Here is a 20,498-nt window from a genome sequence, read left to right on the forward strand (position 1 = left end):
CGGACGGCACCACCGTTGTGCAGGCGCTTTACGCTGAGAAGTAAGTAGCTTGCATTCCTTGCGCTAGTCTTGCGTGTATGACGCGACGACTTGCTCAGGTGGCTAAGAAGGTTGGGGTCAGCGAGGCCACGGTCAGCCGGGTGCTCAACGGCAAGCCGGGAGTCTCCGAGGCCACGCGGCAGTCCGTGCTGACAGCCCTGGACGTGCTGGGCTACGAGCGGCCGACGCAACTGCGCGGCGAGCGCGCCAGACTGGTCGGCCTGGTCCTGCCCGAGCTGCAGAACCCGATCTTTCCGGCCCTGGCCGAGGTGATCGGCGGCGCGCTGGCGCAGCAGGGGCTCACCCCCGTCCTGTGCACCCAGACCAAGGGCGGCGTCTCCGAGGCGGACTACGTCGCACTGCTGCTCCAGCAGCAGGTGTCCGGAGTCGTGTTCGCCGGCGGCCTGTTCGCCCAGGCCGACGCGCCCCACGAGCACTACCGGCAGCTGCACGAGCGCAGGATCCCGGTCGTGCTCATCAACGCGCCCATAGAGAATCTGGACTTCCCGACCATCGCCTGCGACGACGGCGTCGCCGTGGAGCAGGCGTGGAGGCATCTGGAGTCGCTGGGGCACCGGCGCATCGGCCTCGTGCTCGGCCCGGCCGACCACGTACCGTCACGGCGCAAGCTCGCCGCCGCGCTCGCGATCGTGAAGGCGGCGGGGGAGTCCCTGCCCGACGAGCACGTCGAGCGGTCGATGTTCTCCTTGGAAGGCGGCCAGGCCGCCGCGACGCGGCTGCTGGACCGCGGCGTCACCGGCATCATCTGCGCGAGTGACCCGCTGGCCCTCGGAGCCGTACGGGCCGCCCGCCGGCGCGGACTCGGCGTCCCCGGCGAGGTCTCCGTCGTCGGGTACGACGACTCCGCCTTCATGAACTGCACAGAGCCGCCGCTGACGACCGTCCGTCAGCCCATCGAGGCGATGGGGCGCGCCGCGGTGGAGTTGCTGTGCGCCCAGATCCAGGGCGGCGCCGTGCCGCCCGGTGAGCTGCTGTTCGAGCCGGAACTGGTCGTACGGGGCTCGACGGCGCAGGCGCAGTCCCGGCGTTAGGGCGGTCCGGGCCGCCGGCTCCGGTGTCCCTCGCAAACTCCTCAGGGCCCCCTCGGGGGCCCTGTGCTCGTCCTGCGGGTCCTGTCAGACAAATCCCGCCCTGTCCAACTCCCGTCCCCGGTGCTGGTCATGGTCGACGCGAAGGGCTGTCAAACTTTTACGAAATCGGCGCGAGATCTTGCGGTCTCCTGTCGGCGGTGGTTGAGTGTGCCGCGCCCCGGCAGAGTTCAGCCGCGGGCCTTCCACGCTCATGCCCGAAGGGGACCATCGATGAGAAGTGCTGGGTTCCGCCGTATTCGCCGTACCGACCGCACCGCCGTGGCCGCCGTCGTCACCGTGCTCGCCCTGACTCTCGCCGCCTGCGGCACGAGCAGCAGTAGCGACGACGACGGCGATTCCGGCGGCGGGTCGTCCGACCCGTCAGCGCCGTTGGACCCGAAGGCCGAGGTGACGCTCTCGATCGACTGCATGCCGCCCGCCGCCAAGGCGGCGGAGCTGAAGGAGTGGAACGAGGACGTCAAGGAGTTCAACAAGACGTACCCGAACGTCAAGATCAACGGGAAGTCCACACCCGGCCAGTGCCTGGAGCCGCCGCGCTTCACCGCGATGCTCAAGGCCAAGTCCCAGCCCGACGTGTACTACACCTACTTCACCGACCTGCAGCAGGTGCTGGACAACGACGGCGCCGAGGACATCTCGGCGTACGTCAACGACACGTCGGTGCCCGCGCTGAAGGACATCGACCCGAACGTCCTGGACGTGCTTAAGCAGGACGGCAAGCTCTACGGGCTGCCCACCAGCAACTACACCATGGGCCTGCTGATCAACCGCAAGCTCTTCGAGCAGGCCGGACTGGACCCCAACTCGCCCCCCACCACATGGGAAGAGGTCCGTACGGCCTCGAAGAAGATCTCCGGGATCGGCGGCGGCGTCTCCGGCTTCGGCGAGTACAGCGCTGGCAACAACGGCGGCTGGCACTTCACGGCATCGATCTACGGTCTCGGCGGCGAGGTCGTCGACTCCACAGGCAAGAAGGCCGCGTTCAACACCGACCTGGGCAAGCAGGTCCTTGAGAACCTGCGCACCATGCGGTGGGACGACGACAGCATGGGCAAGACCCAGCTCCTCAAGTGGGGTGACCTGCAGAAGCAGATAGCCACCGACAAGCTGGGCATGTTCCTCGCGGCGCCCGACGACATCACGTACATGGTCCAGCAACTCGGCGCGAAGTACGAGAACTTCGGCATGGGACCGATCCCCGGCGCCGAGGCGACCCTCTTCGGCGGCAACAACTACATGATCAAGAAGGGCAGTTCGCCCGACAAGATCAAGGCCGCCATCGCCTGGCAGAACTTCAAGTTCCTCTCTCCCGGCAAGGGACAGTTCGACTGGGAGCGCAGCAAGGCCGACAAGCTCCCCGTCGGGCTGCCGCAGCCGAACTTCTGGCTCGGTGAGTCCAAGGCCAAGGACGACGCGCTGCGCGGCGAGCACGCCACGATGCCGGTCGAGAACTTCAAGCCCTTCATGGACAACCCGGTCAAGGGCAAGGCCGAGCCGCCGAAGGCGCAGGAGATCTACAAGATCCTCGACGTCGCGATGTCGGGTGTGCTGACCAACAAGGACGCGGACGTCGACAAGCTCCTGTCGGCCGCCGAGAAGCAGGTCAACCAGGTCCTGGCGACTCAGTAAGGGACGCGCGGTCACGGACGCGCGGGACCGGGTCACGTCATCCGGTCCCGCCCCGGCCCAGGCCCGGCCCCGCCCTGGTCCCGCCCCGGCCCCGAGTCAACGAGTCTGCGCACCCGGCACCGAGGAGAGACCATGTCGGCCCCCACCCTGTCCAAGAGCGAGGCGAGAGAGCCGAGCCCCGGACGACGCCCCGGCTCCAGCAGGACGGACTCCGCCCGCGAGGAGTTCCTGCGCTCCGTGCGCCGCAATCTCTCGGCGCACGGGTTCCTGATCGGAGCCGTACTCTGCTTCTCGTTCTTCTCCTGGTATCCGATGGTCAGGGAATTCGTCCTGGCCTTCCAGAAGAACGAGAACGGAGAGACCACCTGGGCCGGCTGGTCCAACCTCACCTACATCTTCAACGACCCCGCCTTCTGGCAGGCGTGGCGCAACACACTGCTGTTCACCGCACTCGCCCTGCTGCTGGGATTCGTCGTCCCTTTCCTCATCGCCGTCGTCATCAACGAGTTCCGGCACGGCCAGGGATATCTGCGACTGCTCGTCTATCTCCCGGTCATGCTTCCGCCGGTCGCCTCGGTGCTGCTCTTCAAATACTTCTACGACCCCGGATACGGCCTGTTCAACCGCATCCTGGAAGCCTTCGGACTCCCCGCCCAACAGTGGCTCCAGGACACCGACACCGCCATGCTCTCCGTGGTCATCGCCGCGACCTGGATGAACATGGGCGGCGCGACCCTGATCTATCTCGCCGCGCTCCAGTCGATTCCCGGTGAGCTGTACGAGGCGGCCGAACTCGACGGCGCGGGAATCCTCCGCAAGGTCTGGCACGTCACCATCCCGCAGACCAGGCTCATTCTCTCGCTGATGCTGCTCATGCAGATCATCGCGACGATGCAGGTATTCACCGAGCCGTTCCTGCTCACCAACGGGGCCGGGCCGGAAGGGTCGACGACGACGGTCGTCTATCTCATCTACCAGTACGCGTTCAACTTCAACAACTACGGCAGTGCGGCGGCACTCGGACTCGTCCTGCTCGTACTCCTCGCGGGCTTCTCCGCGGTGTACGTGCGGCTCAGCCGCGGCAGCGAAGACGAGTGAGGGGAGAGAAGGCATGACAGCGAACACACTCATACCCCGGCGCAAGCGAGCCGCCACCGTCGAAGTCGCCCGCCCGCGGACCTTGATCTCACCTGCCCAACTGGGCAGATCCCGCGGCAGGGCCGTCTACTGGATCGTCTTCGCCCTGGTGGTACTCCTCTTCACGCTGGTCTTCCTCGGGCCGCTCTACTGGATGGTCACCGGCGGTCTCAAGACCACCCAGGAAGTGGTGCAGAGCCCGCCGACGGCCTTCCCCACCTCCGTACACCCGGAGAACTACGAGCAGGCCTGGAAGGTCATGGACCTGGCCAAGCTGCTGTTCAACACCTTGTACTACGCGTTCGGCGCGCTCGCCTTCCAGCTCGTCTTCGACGTGGCCGCCGCCTACTCGCTCTCCAAGCTGCGGCCGGTCTTCGGCAAGGCCATCCTCGGCCTGATGCTGATGACGCTGATGATCCCGGCGACCGTCCTCGTCGTACCGCAGTACCTGACCGTGCTCGACGTACCGATCGTCGAACGGAACCTGCTCAACTCGCCCTGGGTGATCTGGCTTCCGTCCGTCACCAACGCCTTCAACATCTTCCTGCTCAAGAGATTCTTCGACTCGATCCCACGGGAGCTGCTGGACGCGGCGGCCATCGACGGCGCATCGGCGACGCGCACCCTGAGATCCGTGGTGCTGCCGATCTCCCGGCCGATCCTCGGAGTCGTGTCGATCTTCGCGGTCGTGGGCGTCTGGAAGGACTTCCTCTGGCCGATGCTGACCCTGCCCGATCCGGCCAGACAGACCCTGAACGTGGGCATCTACTCGCTCGCGAGCGGGGTACCGGAGAACGTCCTGATCGCCGCGCTCACCATCGCGTCCGTCCCGACGCTGCTCATCTTCCTGCTCTTCCAGCGCAACATCATGAGCGGTCTGACCGCGGGCGGCCTCAAGGGCTGATCGTCCTTCCCGCTCGTACGACGACCCGCTCCCCACCATCACTCCGCCGCCGGCCCACCCACCAGCGCGCCCCGTCGTCCGGGGGGCCGGCGGCGGAGTACCACCTGCCCGAAAGGAACGTCACGTGGCAGCCAACCAGCCGGCCGAGGCCACCGTCGAATGGTGGCGCGACGCCGCCATCTACCAGGTCTATGTACGCAGCTTCGCCGACGGCGACGGCGACGGCACCGGCGATCTCGCCGGCGTGCGCGCCAGGCTGCCGTATCTCGTGGAACTGGGCGTGGACGCACTGTGGTTCACCCCCTGGTATCTTTCGCCCCTCGCCGACGGCGGGTACGACGTGGCCGACTACCGGACCATCGACCCGGCCTTCGGCACCCTCGCCGAGGCGGAGAAACTGATCGCCGAGGCCCGTGAGCTGGGCATCCGCACGATCGTCGACATCGTGCCCAACCATGTGTCCGACCAGCACGTCTGGTTCAAGGCGGCGCTGGCGGCCGGACCGGGCAGCCCCGAGCGCGAACTGTTCCACTTCCGTCCGGGGCGCGGGGCCGACGGCGAACTGCCCCCGAACAACTGGGTGTCCGAGTTCGGCGGCGTCCCGTGGACCCGACTGGCGGACGGCGACTGGTATCTGCATCTGTTCGCCACCGGACAGCCCGACCTCAACTGGGCCCACCCGGCGGTCCGCCGGGAGCACGAGGACGTGCTGCGCTTCTGGTTCGACCGGGGCGTGGCCGGTGTACGGATCGACTCGGCCGTCCTGCCCGCCAAGGACCCCGGCCTGCCCGACTTCACCCCCGGCGCCGACGCCCACCCCTTCGTGGACCGCGACGAACTCCACGACATCTACCGCTCGTGGCGCACCATCGCCGACGAGTACGGCGGCATCTTCGTCGGCGAGGTCTGGCTCCCCGACGCCGAACGCTTCGCCCGCTATCTGCGCCCCGACGAACTGCACACCGCCTTCAACCTCGGCTTCATGTCCTGCCCTTGGGACGCGGACCTGCTGCGGACCGCCGTCGACGACACGCTCGCCGAGCACGCGCCGGTCGGCGCCCCCGCCACCTGGGTGCTCGCCAACCACGACGTCACCCGCACCGTGACCCGCTACGGGCGCGAGGACACCGGCTTCAACTTCGCGGCGAAGGCCTTCGGCACCCCGACCGACCTGGAGCTGGGCACCGGACGGGCGCGCGCCGCCGCGCTGCTCTCGCTGGCGCTTCCCGGCGCCGTGTACATCTACCAGGGAGAGGAACTGGGCCTGCCCGAGGCCGACATACCGCGCGACCGCATCGAGGACCCGATGCACTTCCGCTCCGGCGGTACGGATCCGGGCCGGGACGGCTGCCGCGTACCGCTGCCCTGGACGGCCGACGCGCCGTACGCCGGCTTCGGCGCGGACAGCGAGCCGTGGCTGCCGCAGCCGGAGAACTGGGCGAAGTACGCCGCCGACCTCCAGGCGGACGATCCGCGGTCGATGCTCAGCCTCTACCGGCAGGCCCTGCGGCTGCGCCGTACGGAGCCGGGATTCGCCGTGGTCCGCGCGCCGGGGGACGGTGCTTCCGAGGGCGCTGCCGTCGAGCCGCAGCTGACCTGGCTGCCGTCCGGTCCCGGCGTGCTGTCCTTCACCCGTACCGACGGCCTGATCTGCGTCGTCAACCTCGCCGGGCCTCCCGCTGAGCTGCCCGGCCACAGCAGCGTTCTGCTGACCAGCGGCCCGCTCGACGACGAGGGGAGGCTGCCGCAGGACACCGCGGCCTGGCTGCGGAGCTGAAACCCGCGGGGCGGGCGGGACAGCGGACGGACCCGCCGAGGTGGTGCGCCCGTCCGCTCCTATCCTGGAGCGGGCAGGTGCACGGACCTGTCCGCCCTCGGGAAAAGGGAGCACGGTCTTGGATCCGAGCACGGCCGGCCGACAGATTCCGGTGGTCGTCCTCGCGGGCTTCCTCGGCTCGGGCAAGACGACGCTGCTCAACCATCTGCTGCGGCGCCGGGCCGGCAACCGTATCGCCGTCGTCGTCAACGACTTCGGGGCGGTCGAGATCGACGCCATGACCGTCGCGGGCCAGGTCGGCTCCACGGTCTCCCTCGGCAACGGCTGCCTGTGCTGTGCCGTCGACGCGAGCGAACTGGACGGCTATCTGGAGCGGTTGAGCCGCCCCGCCGCACGGATCGACATCATCGTCATCGAGGCGAGCGGCCTCGCCGAGCCGCAGGAACTCGTCCGGATGATCCTCGCCGGCGACAATCCGCGCACGGTGTACGGAGGGCTCGTCCAGGTCGTGGACGCGGCCGAGTTCGACGCCACCCGCGCGCGCCACCCCGAGACCGACCGGCACCTCGCCATCGCGGACCTGGTCGTCCTGAACAAGACCGACCGCGTGACACCGGCCGAACACGAGCGCGTCCGCCGGGAGACCGGGGCGCTCGCGCCGGAAGCGGCGGTGGTCTCCGCGTCGTACGGGAGGATCGATCCCGGCCTGCTCTTCGACCCCGCCACACGCCCCGCCGAGGACGAGAAGGCCCGCCAGCTCTCCTTCGAGGACCTGACGGCCGACGACGGGCACGAGCATGCGCACCACCCGCACACCGCGTACGAGAGCCTGTCGTTCGACGAACCGGCCGCCATGGACCCGCGCCGGCTCATGGCCTTCCTCGACTCACGGCCGGAGGGGCTCTACCGGATCAAGGGCTTCGTGGACTTCGGCGCGGCCGACCCCGGCAACCGGTACGCCGTACACGCCGTCGGCCGCTTCCTGCGCTTCTACCCGCAGCCGTGGCCACGAGGCGCCGAGCGCCGCACCCAGCTCGTGCTCATCGGCTCCGGCATCGACCGCGACGCCCTGGAGAAGGAGCTGGCGGTCTGCGCCGTCACCGGGGCGGACGCCGCCCGCGGCGCGGAGGAGTCCGCCATGTGGGGCGTCCTTCGGTACGTTCGGTCCGGGCCGGCGGCCGAGGAGGCCGCCGACCCGGTCTGAGCGCGACGGTGAGGCGGTACGTCAGCTCGCCGGACCCGCCAGGACGGCGACGACCGACGGCGGCGGCGTACCCGAACCGTCCCTGCGCGGATCCAGCTCCGGCAGCTTCGCCGGAGACCCGTTCTTCTGCGCGGCCCGCGCCGGGGCCGCGCCCGCCCAGGCGAAGATCAGCAGATCCTCGCCCTTGAGGAAGCGCTGGCAGCGCACCCCGCCGGTGGCCCGCCCCTTGCGCGGATACTGGTCGAACGGCGTGAGCTTCGCCGTCGTCTCCGAGTCGTCCAGCGTGCCGTGCGAGCCCGCGACCGTGTAGACCACCCCGTCGCCCGCCGGGTCGACCGCCGTGAAGGAGATCACCGAGGCCCCGTCGGCCAGCTTGATGCCCGCCATGCCCGCGGCGGGCCGGCCCTGCGGCCGGACCTGCGAGGCCTGGTAGCGCAGCAGTTGGGCGTCGGACGTGATGAAGACCAGATCCTCCTCGCCCGTACGCAGCTCGGCCGCGCCCACCACCCGGTCACCCTCCTTGAGACCGATGACCTCCAACTCGTCCTTGTTGGACGGGTAGTCGGGGACGACCCGCTTGACGACGCCCTGGAGCGTGCCCAGCGCCAGACCGGGCGAGGACTCGTCCAGCGTCGTCAGACAGACCAGGTCCTCGTCGGGCTCCAGCGTCAGGAACTCCGCGAGCGGCGCCCCGCCCGACAGGTTCGGCGCCGAGGCGGTGTCGGGCAGTTGTGGCAGGTCGATGACGGAGATCCGCAGCAGCCGACCCGTCGAGGTGACCGCTCCGACCTCGCCGCGCGCGGTGGCGGGCACCGCCGAGACGATCACGTCGTGCTTCACCCGCTTGCCGTCGCCGGGGCCCAGCGGCCCGCCGTTGGCCGTACGCGCCAGCAGCCCGGTGGAGGACATCAGCACCCGGCACGGGTCGTCGGCCACCTCCAGCGGCACCGCGGCGACCGGCGAGCTGCCCGACTCCAGCAGCACCGTGCGCCGGTCCGTACCGAACTTCTTCGCCACCGTGGCCAGTTCGGCCGAGACGAGCTTGCGCAGCTCGGCGTCCGACTCCAGGATCCCGGTCAGCTCGTCGATCTCGCCGTTGAGCCGGTCGCGCTCGCTCTCCAGCTCGATCCGGTCGAACCGGGTGAGCCGGCGCAGCGGCGTGTCCAGGATGTACTGCGTCTGGATGTCGCTCAGCGAGAAGCGCTCGATCAGCCGCTCCTTGGCCTGCGCCGAGTTGTCGCTCGACCGGATGAGACGGATGACCTCGTCGATGTCGACGAGCGCGACGAGCAGCCCCTCGACCAGATGCAGCCGGTCGCGCCGCTTGGTCCGGCGGAACTCGCTGCGCCTGCGCACTACCGTGAAACGGTGGTCGAGATAGACCTCCAGCAGCTCCTTGAGGCCCAGCGTCAGCGGCTGGCCGTCCACCAGCGCCACGTTGTTGATGCCGAAGGTCTCCTCCATCGGCGTCAGCTTGTAGAGCTGCTCCAGCACGGCCTCGGGGATGAAGCCGTTCTTGATCTCGATGACCAGGCGCAGCCCGTGCTGCCGGTCGGTGAGGTCCTTGACGTCGGCGATGCCCATCAGCTTCTTCGCCGAGACGAGGTCCTTGATCTTGGCGATCACCTTCTCCGGGCCGACGGTGAAGGGCAGTTCGGTGACGACGAGGCCCTTGCGGCGCGCGGTGACGTCCTCCACGGTGACGGTGGCGCGGATCTTGAACGTTCCGCGCCCGTTCTCGTAGGCGTCCCTGATGCCCTGGAGCCCCACGATCCGGCCACCGGTGGGCAGATCGGGCCCCGGCACGTACCGCATCAGCGTGTCCAGGTCGGCGCCCGGGTGCTTGATCAGATGCCGGGCCGCGGCGATGACCTCGCCCAGATTGTGCGGCGCCATGTTCGTCGCCATACCGACGGCGATCCCGGAGGCGCCGTTGACCAGCAGATTCGGATACGCGGCGGGCAGCGTGACCGGTTCCTGCTCCTGGCCGTCGTAATTCGACTGGAAATCGACGGTGTCCTCGTCGATCGACTCCGTCATGAGTGACGTGGCGTCAGCCATCCGGCACTCCGTGTACCGCATGGCGGCCGGCGGGTCGTCGTTGCCGAGGGAGCCGAAGTTGCCGTGCCCGTCGACCAGCGGCAGCCGCATCGAGAACGGCTGTGCCATCCGGACGAGGGCGTCGTAGATCGACGCGTCCCCGTGCGGGTGCAGCTTGCCCATCACCTCGCCGACGACGCGGGCGCACTTCACATAGCCGCGGTCGGGTCGCAGGCCCATCTCGTTCATCTGGTACACGATGCGGCGGTGCACCGGCTTCATGCCGTCCCGCGCGTCCGGCAGGGCGCGCGAGTAGATCACCGAATACGCGTACTCAAGGAAGGAGCCCTGCATTTCATCGACCACGTCGATGTCGAGGATCTTCTCCTCGAAGTCCTCGGGCGGCGGGGTCTTCGTGCTGCGGCGGGCCATCGCTGCTGCGGCTCCTTCACAGGTCTGTGCGGGTCTGGACGGTCAACGTGCGGACAACTCGGGGAACTGACGCCGACCATTGTGGCCCGCCGCACCGACAACGCCGACCTCGACCCGTCGTTGAACGGCCCGAGGCGCCGTTTCCGGCGGCCGTGCGCGGCCCCGCGGCCGACTCACACGGAGCCCACGCCGGGCCGACGGAGCACCGATGTCAAGCCGATGGCGAGTGGACGCCGCTTGGCTCGACACGGGAACTTCGCCAGGCGTCGGCACGCTTGCATACAGTGGCAGGACTTCTCCATATCGCGATCGAAGGGACGTACATGCCCATGGGTCACACGGCCACAGCGCAGGCCGGTTCCGGCGGCCTGACAGCGACCGAGCACCGGCTCGCCAACGGACTGCGCGTGGTGCTCTCCGAGGACCACCTGACCCCGGTCGCCGCGGTCTGCCTCTGGTACGACGTCGGCTCACGCCACGAGGTCAAGGGCCGTACGGGCCTGGCCCACCTCTTCGAGCACCTGATGTTCCAGGGCTCGAAGCAGGTGAAGGGCAACGGTCACTTCGAACTGGTGCAGGGCGCCGGCGGCTCGCTCAACGGCACCACCAGCTTCGAGCGCACCAACTACTTCGAGACCATGCCCACCCACCAGCTGGAGCTGGCCCTCTGGCTGGAGGCCGACCGTATGGGCTCGCTGCTCTCCGCCCTGGACGACGAGGGGATGGAGAACCAGCGCGACGTCGTGAAGAACGAACGCCGCCAGCGTTACGACAACGTGCCCTACGGCACCGCCTTCGAGCGCCTGACCGCGCTCTCCTACCCCGAGGGCCACCCGTACCACCACACCCCGATCGGCTCGATGGCCGACCTGGACGCGGCGACGCTCGAAGACGCCCGGCAGTTCTTCCGTACGTACTACGCGCCGAACAACGCGGTGCTCTCGGTCGTCGGCGACATCGACCCCGAGCAGACACTCGCCTGGGTCGAGAAGTACTTCGGCTCGATCCCCGGTCACGACGGGAAGCAGGCGCCGCGCGACGGCGCGCTGCCCGAGGTCATCGGCGAGCAGCTGCGCGAGGAGATCCACGAGGACGTCCCGGCGCGCGCGCTGATGGCCGCCTACCGGCTGCCGCAGGACGGCACCCGCGAGGCCGACGCCGCCGACCTGGCGCTCACCGTCCTCGGCGGCGGCGAGTCCTCCCGCCTCCACAACCGCCTGGTGCGCCACGACCGTACGGCCGTCGCCGCCGGATTCGGGCTGCTGCGCCTGGCCGGTGCGCCCTCGCTCGGCTGGCTGGACGTGAAGACGTCCAGCGGTGTCGAGGTGCCGCAGATCGAGGCCGCGGTCGACGAGGAGCTGGCCCGGTTCGCGGCCGAGGGCCCCACGGCCGAGGAAATGGAGCGCGCCCAGGCCCAGTTGGAGCGCGAATGGCTGGACCGGCTCGGTACGGTCGCGGGCCGCGCGGACGAACTGTGCCGGTACACGGTGCTGTTCGGCGACCCGCAGCTGGCGCTGACCGCCGTCCAGCGGGTGCTCGACGTCACGGCCGACGAGGTGCGCGCGGTGGCCGCGGCCCGGCTGCGTCCGGACAACAGGGCGGTGCTGGTCTACGAGCCCACGACCGCCGAGGACGACGACGCCGCCTCCGACGAGAGCACCGACGAGACCCCCGACCAGCGCGAAAAGGCGGACCAGTGACCGACGCTGCCGTGACCATGACGATGGAGTTCCACCCGCAGCCGACGGCCGGCGAGGCCAGGCCCTGGGCGTTCCCCGCACCCGAGCGGGGCGCACTGCCCAACGGCCTGACGGTCCTGCGCTGCCACCGCCCCGGCCAGCAGGTGGTGGCCGTCGAGATCTCCCTCGCGGCCCCGCTGGAGGCGGAGCCCGAGGGCCTGGACGGCGTCGCCACGATCATGGCCCGCGCGCTGTCCGAGGGCACCGACAAGCACACCGCCGAGGAGTTCGCCGCCGAGCTGGAGCGCTGCGGCGCCACCCTCGACGCGCACGCCGACCACCCCGGCGTCCGGGTCTCCCTGGAAGTCCCCGTCTCCCGGCTGCCCAAGGCGCTCGGCCTGCTCTCCGACGCCCTGCGCGCGCCGCTGTTCTCGGAGAGCGAGGTCGGCCGGCTCGTCACGAACCGGCTGGACGAGATCCCGCACGAGCAGGCCAATCCGGCCCGCCGCGCGGCGAAGCAGCTCTCCAAGGAGCTGTTCCCGGCCACCTCGCGCATGTCGCGCCCCCGCCAGGGCACCGAGGAGACCGTCGGACGCATCGACGCGAAGGGCGTCCGCGCCTTCTACGACGCGCATGTCCGCCCCGCCACCGCCACCGCGGTGATCGTCGGCGACCTCACCGGCGTCGACGTCGACGCGCTGCTCGCCGACACCCTCGGCGACTGGACGGGCGACACCTCCGAGCCGCGCCCCGTGCCGCCGGTGACCGCCGACGACACCGGCCGTGTGGTGATCGTGGACCGGCCCGGAGCGGTCCAGACCCAGCTCCTGATCGGCCGGGTCGGCCCCGACCGGCACGACCGCGTCTGGCCGGCCCAGGTGCTCGGCACATACTGCCTGGGCGGCACGCTCACCTCCCGGCTCGACCGGGTGCTGCGTGAGGAGAAGGGCTACACGTACGGCGTGCGGGCCTTCGCGCAGGTGCTGCGCTCCGACCCGCACGGCACGGGCGCCTCCATGCTCGCCATCAGCGGCTCCGTGGACACCGAGTCGACCGGGCCCGCGCTGGAGGACCTGTGGACGGTCCTGCGTACGCTCGCGGCCGACGGGCTGACGGACCCCGAGCGTGAGACGGCCGTACAGAATCTGGTCGGCGTCGCGCCGTTGAAGTACGAGACGGCCGCGTCCGTCGCGGACACGCTCGCCGACCAGGTCGAGCAGCACCTCCCGGACGACTTCCAGGCGCGGCTGTACGCGCGGCTGGCCGAGACCGGCACGGTCGAGGCGACGGCCGCGGTCGTCAGCGCCTTCCCGGGCGACCGGCTCGTCACGGTGCTGGTCGGGGACGCCTCCGTGATCCGGGAGCCGGTCGAGGCCCTGGGCATCGGCGAGGTGAAGGTCGTCACCGGCTGAGCGGAAGCAGCTCCGCGATACGGGCGGCGCGATACGGATAAAGGGGACCCCGGTGACGAACCTGTCGCCGGGGCCCTCTGTTATGTCCGTATTCGTAAGGAGGTTGCCTGAATGCCCTGTGGCGTGCACTACAAATGGGGCTGTCTGTTTGGTGATTGAAAGATGACCCCTTAGCGTCGGTCCGGCTGTTCGTCAGAGCCCGCCGCAGCCGCGGCACCGGACAGCCATCGCCGAGTCCCCGTCAGGCGCGAGCCGGGGGAGCCGGGGACCCACTCGTGTCCCTGGGGTGAATCGGGAGCCTTCGCGTGATCCGCGGAGGAACCCGTAGGAGACCTTCCTGCTCCGAACCCGTCAGCTAACCCGGTAGGCGAGAAGGAAGGAAAGGACCAGCCACTTCATGGCGTTCACCCGTGCCACCGGGAAGCACCGTGCCCGGAGCCGAATGACGCGCCGAGGCGCGAACATGGCCGGAGTCGCGACTCTCACCGCCGCCGGTGTCATCGGCACCCTCGGATCCCCGGCCCTCGCCGCCGACGCGGACGCGGCCGTCGCACAGGAGGCCGCCCAGGCCGCCCCGGTCACCCCCGTCCGCGCCATCGTCATCGACGACTCGCTCGCCGCGACGATCGACGCCCAGGCCGACGCGCAGCACCTGGCCGCCCGGAAGGCCGCGGAGGCGAAGGCGGCGGCGAAGGCCGCCGCCCGTGCCAAGGCCGAGGCGAAGCGCAAGGCGGAGGCCCGCGCCAAGGAGGTCCGTGCGGCCAAGGAGCGCGCGGCACGGGCCGCGGAGCGCAAGCGCCTCAACTCCTACCGGCTCCCGGTCGCCGGCTCCTCGCTCACCACCGGCTACCGGACCGGAGGGGCGCTCTGGTCCTCCGGCAGCCACTCCGGCGTCGACTTCCGCGCGGCGTCGGGCACTTCGGTCGTGGCCGTCGGCGCGGGCACCGTCGTCGAGGCCGGCTGGGGCGGCGCGTACGGCAACAATGTCGTCATCCGGATGAACGACGGCAGCTACACCCAGTACGGGCACCTCTCCTCGCTCGGCGTCTCCGTCGGCCAGAGCGTCGCTCCGGGCACGCAGATCGGCCTCTCGGGCTCGACCGGCAACACCACCGGCCCGCACCTGCACTTCGAGGCGCGGACGAGCGCGGAGTACGGCTCCGACATCGACCCGGTCGCGTATCTGCGCGCGCACGGCGTGAGCGTCTGACCCGATACGCCAACACGACGAAGGCCCCGGCAGTCCTGCTGCCGGGGCCCTCGCCGTGCCGTCCGTACCTGAGGGCTCAGACGGTCTCGGGCAGTTCGTCCAGGCCCTCGGCGACGAGCCGCGCCAGCCGGTCCAGCGCGGCTTCGGCGCCGTCCGCGTCGGAGAACAGGACGATCTCGTCGCCGCCCTGCGCGCCCAGACCCAGCACGGCGAGCATCGACGCGGCGTTGACCGGGCTGCCGTCGGACTTGGCGATCGTCACCGGAACACCGGAGGCCGTGGCGGCGCGGACGAAGATGGAGGCGGGACGGGCGTGCAGGCCCTCGGCCCAGCCGACGTTGACGCGGCGCTCAGCCATGGTGTTGCCCTTCAAGTCACAGTTGTTGTCTAGACCAGTGTCTCATGTGCCCCGTAACTGCCTGGTGAGGCACCCCCAGACTGCCCCGGCGCAGGAGCCGACGCTACCGGTGCGCGCGCCGTAGGCTCTCCCCATGACGCCGCCGTCGCAGCACGCCTACCCCGATCACTGGGAAGCAGACGTGGTCCTGCGCGACGGAGGCACCGCCCGCGTCCGGCCCATCACCACCGACGACGCCGAGCGGCTGGTCAGCTTCTACGAACAGGTCTCGGACGAGTCGAAGTACTACCGCTTCTTCGCGCCCTACCCCCGGCTCTCCGACAAGGACGTCCACCGGTTCACCCACCACGACTACGTGGACCGGGTGGGGCTCGCAGTCACCGTCGGCGGCGAGTTCGTCGCCACCGTCCGCTACGACCGGATCGACGCCCGCGGCATGCCCGCGTCGGAGCCCGCCGACGAGGCTGAGGTCGCCTTCCTCGTCCAGGACGCGCACCAGGGGCGCGGCATCGCCTCCGCGCTCCTCGAACACATCGCCGCGGTGGCGCGCGAGCGCGGGATCCGGCGCTTCGCGGCGGAGGTGCTGCCCGCCAACAACAAGATGATCAAGGTGTTCCGGGACGCCGGGTTCACCCAGAAACGCAGCTTCGAGGACGGCGCGGTCCGTCTTGTCCTCGACCTCGAACCGACCGCCGAATCCCTCGCCGTCCAGCGGGGCCGCGAGCAGCGCGCCGAGGCGCGCTCCGTGCAGCGGCTCCTCGGCCCGTCGTCGGTGGCCGTCGTCGGCGCCGGACGTACGCCGGGCGGCGTCGGGCGCGCCGTGCTGCGCAATCTCGTCGACGGGGGCTTCACGGGGCGTACGTACGCGGTGAACGCCGCCCTGCCCCCGGACCGGACCGAGATCGACGGCGTCCCGGCCGCGCGCTCCCTCGCGGAGCTGCGACAGCCCGTCGACCTCGCGATCGTCGCCGTCCCCGCCGAACGGGTGCCCGAAGTCGTCGCCGACTGCGGCGAACACGGCGTCCGGGGCCTGGTCGTCCTGTCCGCCGGATACGCCGAGAGCGGGCCCGCCGGGCGGGAGCGGCAGCGTGAACTCGTGCGGCAGGCACGCTCGTACGGAATGCGGGTCATCGGCCCCAACGCCTTCGGCGTCATCAACACCTCGCCGCCCGTCCGGCTGAACGCCTCACTCGCGCCCGAGCCGCCCGACCGGGGGCGGATCGGTCTCTTCACCCAGTCGGGCGCGATCGGCATCGCGCTGCTCGCCGGGCTGGTGCGGCGCGGCGCGGGCCTGTCGACCTTCATCTCGGCGGGCAACCGGGCGGACGTCTCGGGCAACGACTTCCTCCAGTACTGGCACGACGACCCGGACACCGACGTCGTGCTGCTGTACCTCGAATCGATCGGCAACCCACGGAAGTTCACACGCCTGGCGAGGCGTACGGGGGCGGTGAAGCCGGTCGTCGTCGCGAAGGGCGCGCGGCACAGCGGCAGCGCGCCGCCGGGGCACGCGGTACCGGTCACGCGCATCCCGGACGCGACGGTCTCGGCGCTGCTCAGCCAGGCGGGGGTGATCCGCGCGGACACCGTCACGGAGCTGGTGGACGCGGGCGTCCTGCTCGCGACCCAGCCCCTGCCGGCGGGGCCGCGCGTGGCGATCCTCGGCAACTCCGAATCACTCGGGCTCCTCACGTACGACGCCTGCCTGACGGAGGGCCTGCGCCCGCTGCCCCCGCTCGACCTCACGACGTCGGCCCGCCCCGAGGACTTCCGTACGGCACTGGCCACGGCACTCGCGGACCCGGGCTGCGACGCGGTCGTCGTCACGGCGATCCCCTGGGTCGGCGAGAACGGCGCGATGGAGTCGGGCGACGGCGAGGTCCTGGCGACGGCACTGCGCGAGGCGGCCTCGACGTCGCCGGCGAAGCCGGTGACGGTGGTCCACGTGGAGATCGGCGGCCTCGCGAAGGCCCTCTCGACAGCCACGACAACGGCCCCCCGACCGGGCCCGGAGCCGGGGTCCGGCCCACCGGGGTCCGCCGACGGGGCGGGAGGGCCCGCGACCGGCCGGGGCGACGGGACGCCCGCCGAGGTGACCCCGCCAACGGCGGGGGCCGGGGCGTCCGACCTCCCCGCCGGGCCGGCGAGCGGACCGGGGGAAGTCACCCCGCCCGCCCACGCCGCGCCGGATCCCGGCCGGGCTGCCACGCCGGTTGGCGGCCCGGCGGTCGAAGGAGCGAGCAGCCCTACCAGAGAAGCGTCGCCAGGTCCGGCTGCCGAAGGCGCCGGTGCCATGGCCGGGGACAGGCCGACCGGTCGTGGTCAGCTCTCCCCGACCGACCCGCCCGCGTCGGGTGGCTCCGCAGGAGCGTCGGCACGTCGAGCCGTCGAAGGCGCCGGCCACGAGGCCGAGGACAGGCCGGCCCGCACCGGCCAGGTCCCCTCGGGCACCACTCCCGCCACCCCGCCCCCGCCCGCGCGCGGCACCGGTGACACCCCCTCGGCGGCAGCCACACCCCCCGGTACCGACCCCGGTTCCCCGGCAGTGCCGGTGTCCGGCACCGGGGGTGCCCCGCCGGGTGGCGCAGACCACCAGGCCACCACCCCCGGCCGGATCCCCGCCTACCCCGCCGCCGAGCGCGCCGTGCGTGCGCTCAGTCAGGCCGTCACCTACGCGCAGTGGCGGCGGCAGGCCGCCGAGCCCGGCAAGGTCCCCGAGTACGACGACATCGACGAGAGCGGGGCCGCCGGGCTCATCGACCGGGTGCTCGGCGCGGAGTCCCCGGACCCGCAGGGGATGAGCCTCGGTGACGACGACACCCGTGAACTGCTCGCGCGGTACGGGATCGCCGTACGGCCCACGCTGCCCGCGCCCGGCCCCGACGACGCCGTCGAAGCCGCCGCGCGGCTCGGATACCCCGTCGCGCTCAAGACCACCGCGCCGCATCTGCGCCACCGGGCCGACCTCGGCGGCGTACGGCTCGATCTCACCGACGAGGCCCAGGTGCGGACGGCGTACCGCGAACTGACCGACCTGCTCGGCGGGCCCGCCGGGCTGCGGCCCGTCGTCCAGGCGATGGCACCGCGCGGGGTGGACACCGTCGTGCGCGCCGTCATCGACCCGGCCGCCGGCGCCGTGCTCTCGTTCGGGCTGGCGGGCGTGGCCTCCGAGCTGCTGGGCGACCTGGCGCACCGGCTCGTCCCCGTCACCGACCGCGAGGCCGCCGAACTGCTCCGGTCCATCCGCACGGCACCACTCCTCTTCGGCTGGCGCGGCTCCGCGCCCGTCGACACGGACGCCCTCGAAGAACTGCTGCTCCGCGTGTCCCGGCTCGTCGACGACCACCCGGAGATCGTCTCCGTCACGCTCGAACCGGTGGTGGTCGCCGCGCACGGCCTCTCCGTACTCGGCGCGAGCGTCCGCCTCGCCCCGCCCCCGTCCCGCGACGACCTCGGCCCCCGCCGCCTCCCCAGTTACTGAGGGGGTCCACACGGTGCTGGCCATACACCCCGCCACCGTAGGATGGGGCCATGGCGAAGACCGGTACGACGACCCAGGGGCTGCGCACGGCGATCGAGCGCAGCGGCTACTACCCGGCTCTCGTGGCCGAAGCGGTGGAGGCCGCTGTCGGAGGTGAGCAGATCGCTTCGTATCTGGTGCACCAGGAGACGACGTTCGACTCCAACGAGGTCCGCCGGCATGTCACCGTTCTCGTCCTCACCGCCCACCGCTTCATCGTCAGTCACACCGACGAGCAGGCCGCCGACACCAGTTCGCCGACGCCGTACGCCACCACCTCGACCGAGTCCGTGAAGCTGGACCGGATCTCGTCCGTCGTGGTCAGCCGCGTCGTCGCGAACCCCGAGTCGTACACCCCCGGCACCCTGCCCCGCGAGGTCGTCCTCACCATCGGCTGGGGCGCCGTCGCCCGGATCGATCTGGAGCCCGCCGCCTGCGGTGACCCGAACTGCGAGGCGGACCACGGCTACACCGGCAATTCCACGGCCGACGACCTGAGCCTGCGCGTCAGCGAGGCCGGTGACGGACCCGACACCGTACGGCAGACGCTCGTCTTCGCCCAGTCGCTCTCCGAAGCCACCGCGGCCACCCCCTCGTCGACCGGCCGTTGATGGCCGCCCCGCCCGCCGCCTGGCAGGACCCGGTCCCGCTCGCCCTGCACACCGCGCCCGTCCCCGAGTACGGCGGCGGCTCGCTCGCCGACCTGCTGCCCACCCTCGTCGCGGGCCAGGGCGTCTCCGTCCCGGGAACCGCACCCGGCGCCGCACCCGGCACCCCGGCCGCCGTCATCCCCGAACTCACCCCTGCCGACCGCAACTGCGTCTTCCTGATCGACGGCCTCGGCTGGCAGCAGATAAAAGACCACCCGGCCGAGGCGCCGTATCTGACGTCGCTGCTCGGCACCTCACGCGGCGGCACCGGCCGGCCCATCACCGTCGGCTTCCCCGCCACCACCGCGACCTCCCTCGCCTCCATCGGTACGGGCCTGCCGCCGGGCGCCCACGGCCTGCCCGGCTACACGGTGCGCGACCCCGCGACCGGCGCCCTGATGAACCAGCTCCGCTGGCGCCCGTGGACCGACCCGCACGCCTGGCAGCCGTATCCCACGGTCTTCCAGCTCGCCGACGCCGCCGGGATCCACACCGCGCAGGTGTCGTCCCCGATCTTCGAACGCACCCCGCTCACCGAGGTGGCCCTGAGCGGCGGCACCTTCCACGGCCGCCTCTCCGGCGAGGAGCGCATGGACCTCGCCGCCGCCCAACTGGCCGCGGGGGACCGGTCGCTGGTCTACACGTACTACAGCGAGGTCGACGGCAAGGGCCACAAGTTCGGCACGGACTCCGACGCCTGGCGCGGCCAGCTGATGTACGTCGACCGGCTCGCCCAGCGCCTCGCCGAGCAGCTGCCGCCCCGTTCGGCCCTGTACATCACCGCCGACCACGGCATGATCGACATCCCCTTCGACGAGCGGTCACGGATCGACTTCGACGAGGACTGGGAGCTGCGCGCCGGCGTCGCCCTCCTCGGCGGCGAGGGCCGCGCCCGCCACGTCTACGCGGTCAAGGGCGCCGAGGCGGACGTCCTCACCGTCTGGCGCGAAGTACTGGGCGAGCAGTTCTGGGTCGCGAGCCGCGACGAGGCCGTCGCCGCCGGCTGGTTCGGCCCGCCCGGCACGGTCGAGGAGCGGGTGCACGGCCGGATCGGCGATGTCGTCGCCGCCGCCCACGACGACGTGGTGATCACCGCGTCCGTCCAGGAGCCGCGCGAGTCCGGGATGGTCGGGATGCACGGTTCGATGACCCCCGTCGAGCAGTTGGTACCCCTCCTCGAAGTACGCTCGTAGCCGCCCGCCCCGGTGGCCACCGGGGCACCCCCCGCCCCATCCGTATCTGAAAGGCCGTCACTTCCTCATGCCCGAGCTGGTGTTCTTCTCCGGAACGATGGACTGCGGAAAGAGCACCCTGGCTCTTCAGATCGAGCACAACCGCTCGGCCCGTGGCCTCCTCGGCATGATATTCACCCGTGACGACCGCGCGGGTGAGGGG

14 protein-coding genes, 1 pseudogene and 1 riboswitch are annotated in these 20,498 nt (G+C 71.0%); of the genes and pseudogenes, 13 read left to right on the forward strand and 2 right to left on the reverse strand.

Translation table 11 applies throughout. The features are described from left to right. The first annotated feature begins 77 nt into the window (after positions 1-77). The 6 genes from ACIBLA_RS28685 to ACIBLA_RS28710 all read left to right on the forward strand — a co-directional run bounded on the left by ACIBLA_RS28685 (position 78) and on the right by ACIBLA_RS28710 (position 7,802). Positions 78-1,091, forward strand: a complete 1,014-nt coding sequence (locus tag ACIBLA_RS28685; protein WP_363245144.1) for a LacI family DNA-binding transcriptional regulator — start codon at positions 78-80, stop codon at positions 1,089-1,091. A 270-nt stretch (positions 1,092-1,361) separates the two neighbouring features. Further along, positions 1,362-2,780 (forward strand): extracellular solute-binding protein, encoded by a 1,419-nt coding sequence (locus ACIBLA_RS28690; protein WP_399200312.1) that lies wholly within the window; start codon positions 1,362-1,364, stop codon positions 2,778-2,780. Between the two features lie 132 nt (positions 2,781-2,912). Continuing rightward, a complete protein-coding gene (locus ACIBLA_RS28695) occupies positions 2,913-3,878 on the forward strand; it encodes a sugar ABC transporter permease (RefSeq protein ID WP_363245142.1) in 966 nt (321 codons plus the stop codon). A 13-nt stretch (positions 3,879-3,891) separates the two neighbouring features. Then, entirely contained in the window at positions 3,892-4,821 is a 930-nt protein-coding gene (locus ACIBLA_RS28700; protein WP_363245141.1) for a carbohydrate ABC transporter permease, read from the forward strand. A 124-nt stretch (positions 4,822-4,945) separates the two neighbouring features. Then, positions 4,946-6,598, forward strand: coding sequence for an alpha-amylase family glycosyl hydrolase (locus ACIBLA_RS28705; protein ID WP_363245140.1), 1,653 nt, complete (start codon positions 4,946-4,948; stop codon positions 6,596-6,598). A gap of 118 nt (positions 6,599-6,716) precedes the next feature. After that, on the forward strand, positions 6,717-7,802 hold the full coding sequence (locus tag ACIBLA_RS28710) for a CobW family GTP-binding protein (RefSeq protein WP_399200313.1): 1,086 nt from the start codon (positions 6,717-6,719) through the stop codon (positions 7,800-7,802). 21 nt (positions 7,803-7,823) lie between these two features. Here ACIBLA_RS28710 and ACIBLA_RS28715 read toward each other — a convergent pair whose 3' ends face one another. Then, entirely contained in the window at positions 7,824-10,274 is a 2,451-nt protein-coding gene (locus ACIBLA_RS28715) for a DNA topoisomerase (ATP-hydrolyzing) subunit A (protein WP_399200314.1), read from the reverse strand. 323 nt (positions 10,275-10,597) lie between these two features. Between ACIBLA_RS28715 and ACIBLA_RS28720 the strand changes: the two genes are divergently transcribed. From ACIBLA_RS28720 to ACIBLA_RS28730, 3 genes are all read left to right on the forward strand, one after another. Further along, entirely contained in the window at positions 10,598-11,974 is a 1,377-nt protein-coding gene (locus ACIBLA_RS28720; protein WP_363245150.1) for a pitrilysin family protein, read from the forward strand. Positions 11,975-11,997: 23 nt separating this feature from the next. Beyond that, positions 11,998-13,365, forward strand: a complete 1,368-nt coding sequence (locus ACIBLA_RS28725; protein WP_363245149.1) for a pitrilysin family protein — start codon at positions 11,998-12,000, stop codon at positions 13,363-13,365. A 218-nt stretch (positions 13,366-13,583) separates the two neighbouring features. Beyond that, positions 13,584-13,750: riboswitch (cyclic di-AMP (ydaO/yuaA leader) on the forward strand. A 12-nt stretch (positions 13,751-13,762) separates the two neighbouring features. Next, complete coding sequence (locus ACIBLA_RS28730) at positions 13,763-14,575, forward strand: M23 family metallopeptidase (protein WP_363245137.1); 813 nt, start codon at positions 13,763-13,765, stop codon at positions 14,573-14,575. Positions 14,576-14,651: 76 nt separating this feature from the next. Here the strand turns inward: ACIBLA_RS28730 and ACIBLA_RS28735 are convergent, their stop codons facing one another. Next, positions 14,652-14,933 (reverse strand): HPr family phosphocarrier protein, encoded by a 282-nt coding sequence (locus ACIBLA_RS28735; RefSeq protein ID WP_363245136.1) that lies wholly within the window; start codon positions 14,931-14,933, stop codon positions 14,652-14,654. 133 nt (positions 14,934-15,066) lie between these two features. On the opposite strand from ACIBLA_RS28735, the gene ACIBLA_RS28740 reads away from it, so the two are divergent. From ACIBLA_RS28740 to ACIBLA_RS28755, 4 genes and pseudogenes are all read left to right on the forward strand, one after another. Continuing rightward, positions 15,067-18,414, forward strand: coding sequence for a GNAT family N-acetyltransferase (locus ACIBLA_RS28740; protein ID WP_399200315.1), 3,348 nt, complete (start codon positions 15,067-15,069; stop codon positions 18,412-18,414). A 50-nt stretch (positions 18,415-18,464) separates the two neighbouring features. Next, on the forward strand, positions 18,465-19,064 hold the full coding sequence (locus ACIBLA_RS28745) for a DUF5998 family protein (RefSeq protein ID WP_363245134.1): 600 nt from the start codon (positions 18,465-18,467) through the stop codon (positions 19,062-19,064). Further along, entirely contained in the window at positions 19,064-20,296 is a 1,233-nt protein-coding gene (locus tag ACIBLA_RS28750; protein WP_399200316.1) for an alkaline phosphatase family protein, read from the forward strand. Before ACIBLA_RS28745 ends, ACIBLA_RS28750 begins: the two co-directional genes overlap by 1 nt. A gap of 67 nt (positions 20,297-20,363) precedes the next feature. Next, positions 20,364-20,498, forward strand: a pseudogene (locus tag ACIBLA_RS28755) (thymidine kinase); the annotation flags it as partial.

The sequence above is a fragment of the Streptomyces sp. NPDC050433 genome (assembly GCF_044458565.1).
Lineage (GTDB): Bacteria > Actinomycetota > Actinomycetes > Streptomycetales > Streptomycetaceae > Streptomyces.

Coding starts and splice junctions, on each gene's coding strand:
- ACIBLA_RS28685 (WP_363245144.1), top strand. CDS start 78: ATGACGCGACGACTTGCTCAGGTGGCTAAGAAGGTTGGGGTCAGCGAG.
- ACIBLA_RS28690 (WP_399200312.1), top strand. CDS start 1,362: ATGAGAAGTGCTGGGTTCCGCCGTATTCGCCGTACCGACCGCACCGCC.
- ACIBLA_RS28695 (WP_363245142.1), top strand. CDS start 2,913: ATGTCGGCCCCCACCCTGTCCAAGAGCGAGGCGAGAGAGCCGAGCCCC.
- ACIBLA_RS28700 (WP_363245141.1), top strand. CDS start 3,892: ATGACAGCGAACACACTCATACCCCGGCGCAAGCGAGCCGCCACCGTC.
- ACIBLA_RS28715 (WP_399200314.1), bottom strand. CDS start 10,274: ATGGCCCGCCGCAGCACGAAGACCCCGCCGCCCGAGGACTTCGAGGAG.
- ACIBLA_RS28720 (WP_363245150.1), top strand. CDS start 10,598: ATGCCCATGGGTCACACGGCCACAGCGCAGGCCGGTTCCGGCGGCCTG.
- ACIBLA_RS28725 (WP_363245149.1), top strand. CDS start 11,998: ATGGAGTTCCACCCGCAGCCGACGGCCGGCGAGGCCAGGCCCTGGGCG.
- ACIBLA_RS28730 (WP_363245137.1), top strand. CDS start 13,763: ATGGCGTTCACCCGTGCCACCGGGAAGCACCGTGCCCGGAGCCGAATG.
- ACIBLA_RS28735 (WP_363245136.1), bottom strand. CDS start 14,933: ATGGCTGAGCGCCGCGTCAACGTCGGCTGGGCCGAGGGCCTGCACGCC.
- ACIBLA_RS28740 (WP_399200315.1), top strand. CDS start 15,067: ATGACGCCGCCGTCGCAGCACGCCTACCCCGATCACTGGGAAGCAGAC.
- ACIBLA_RS28745 (WP_363245134.1), top strand. CDS start 18,465: ATGGCGAAGACCGGTACGACGACCCAGGGGCTGCGCACGGCGATCGAG.
- ACIBLA_RS28750 (WP_399200316.1), top strand. CDS start 19,064: ATGGCCGCCCCGCCCGCCGCCTGGCAGGACCCGGTCCCGCTCGCCCTG.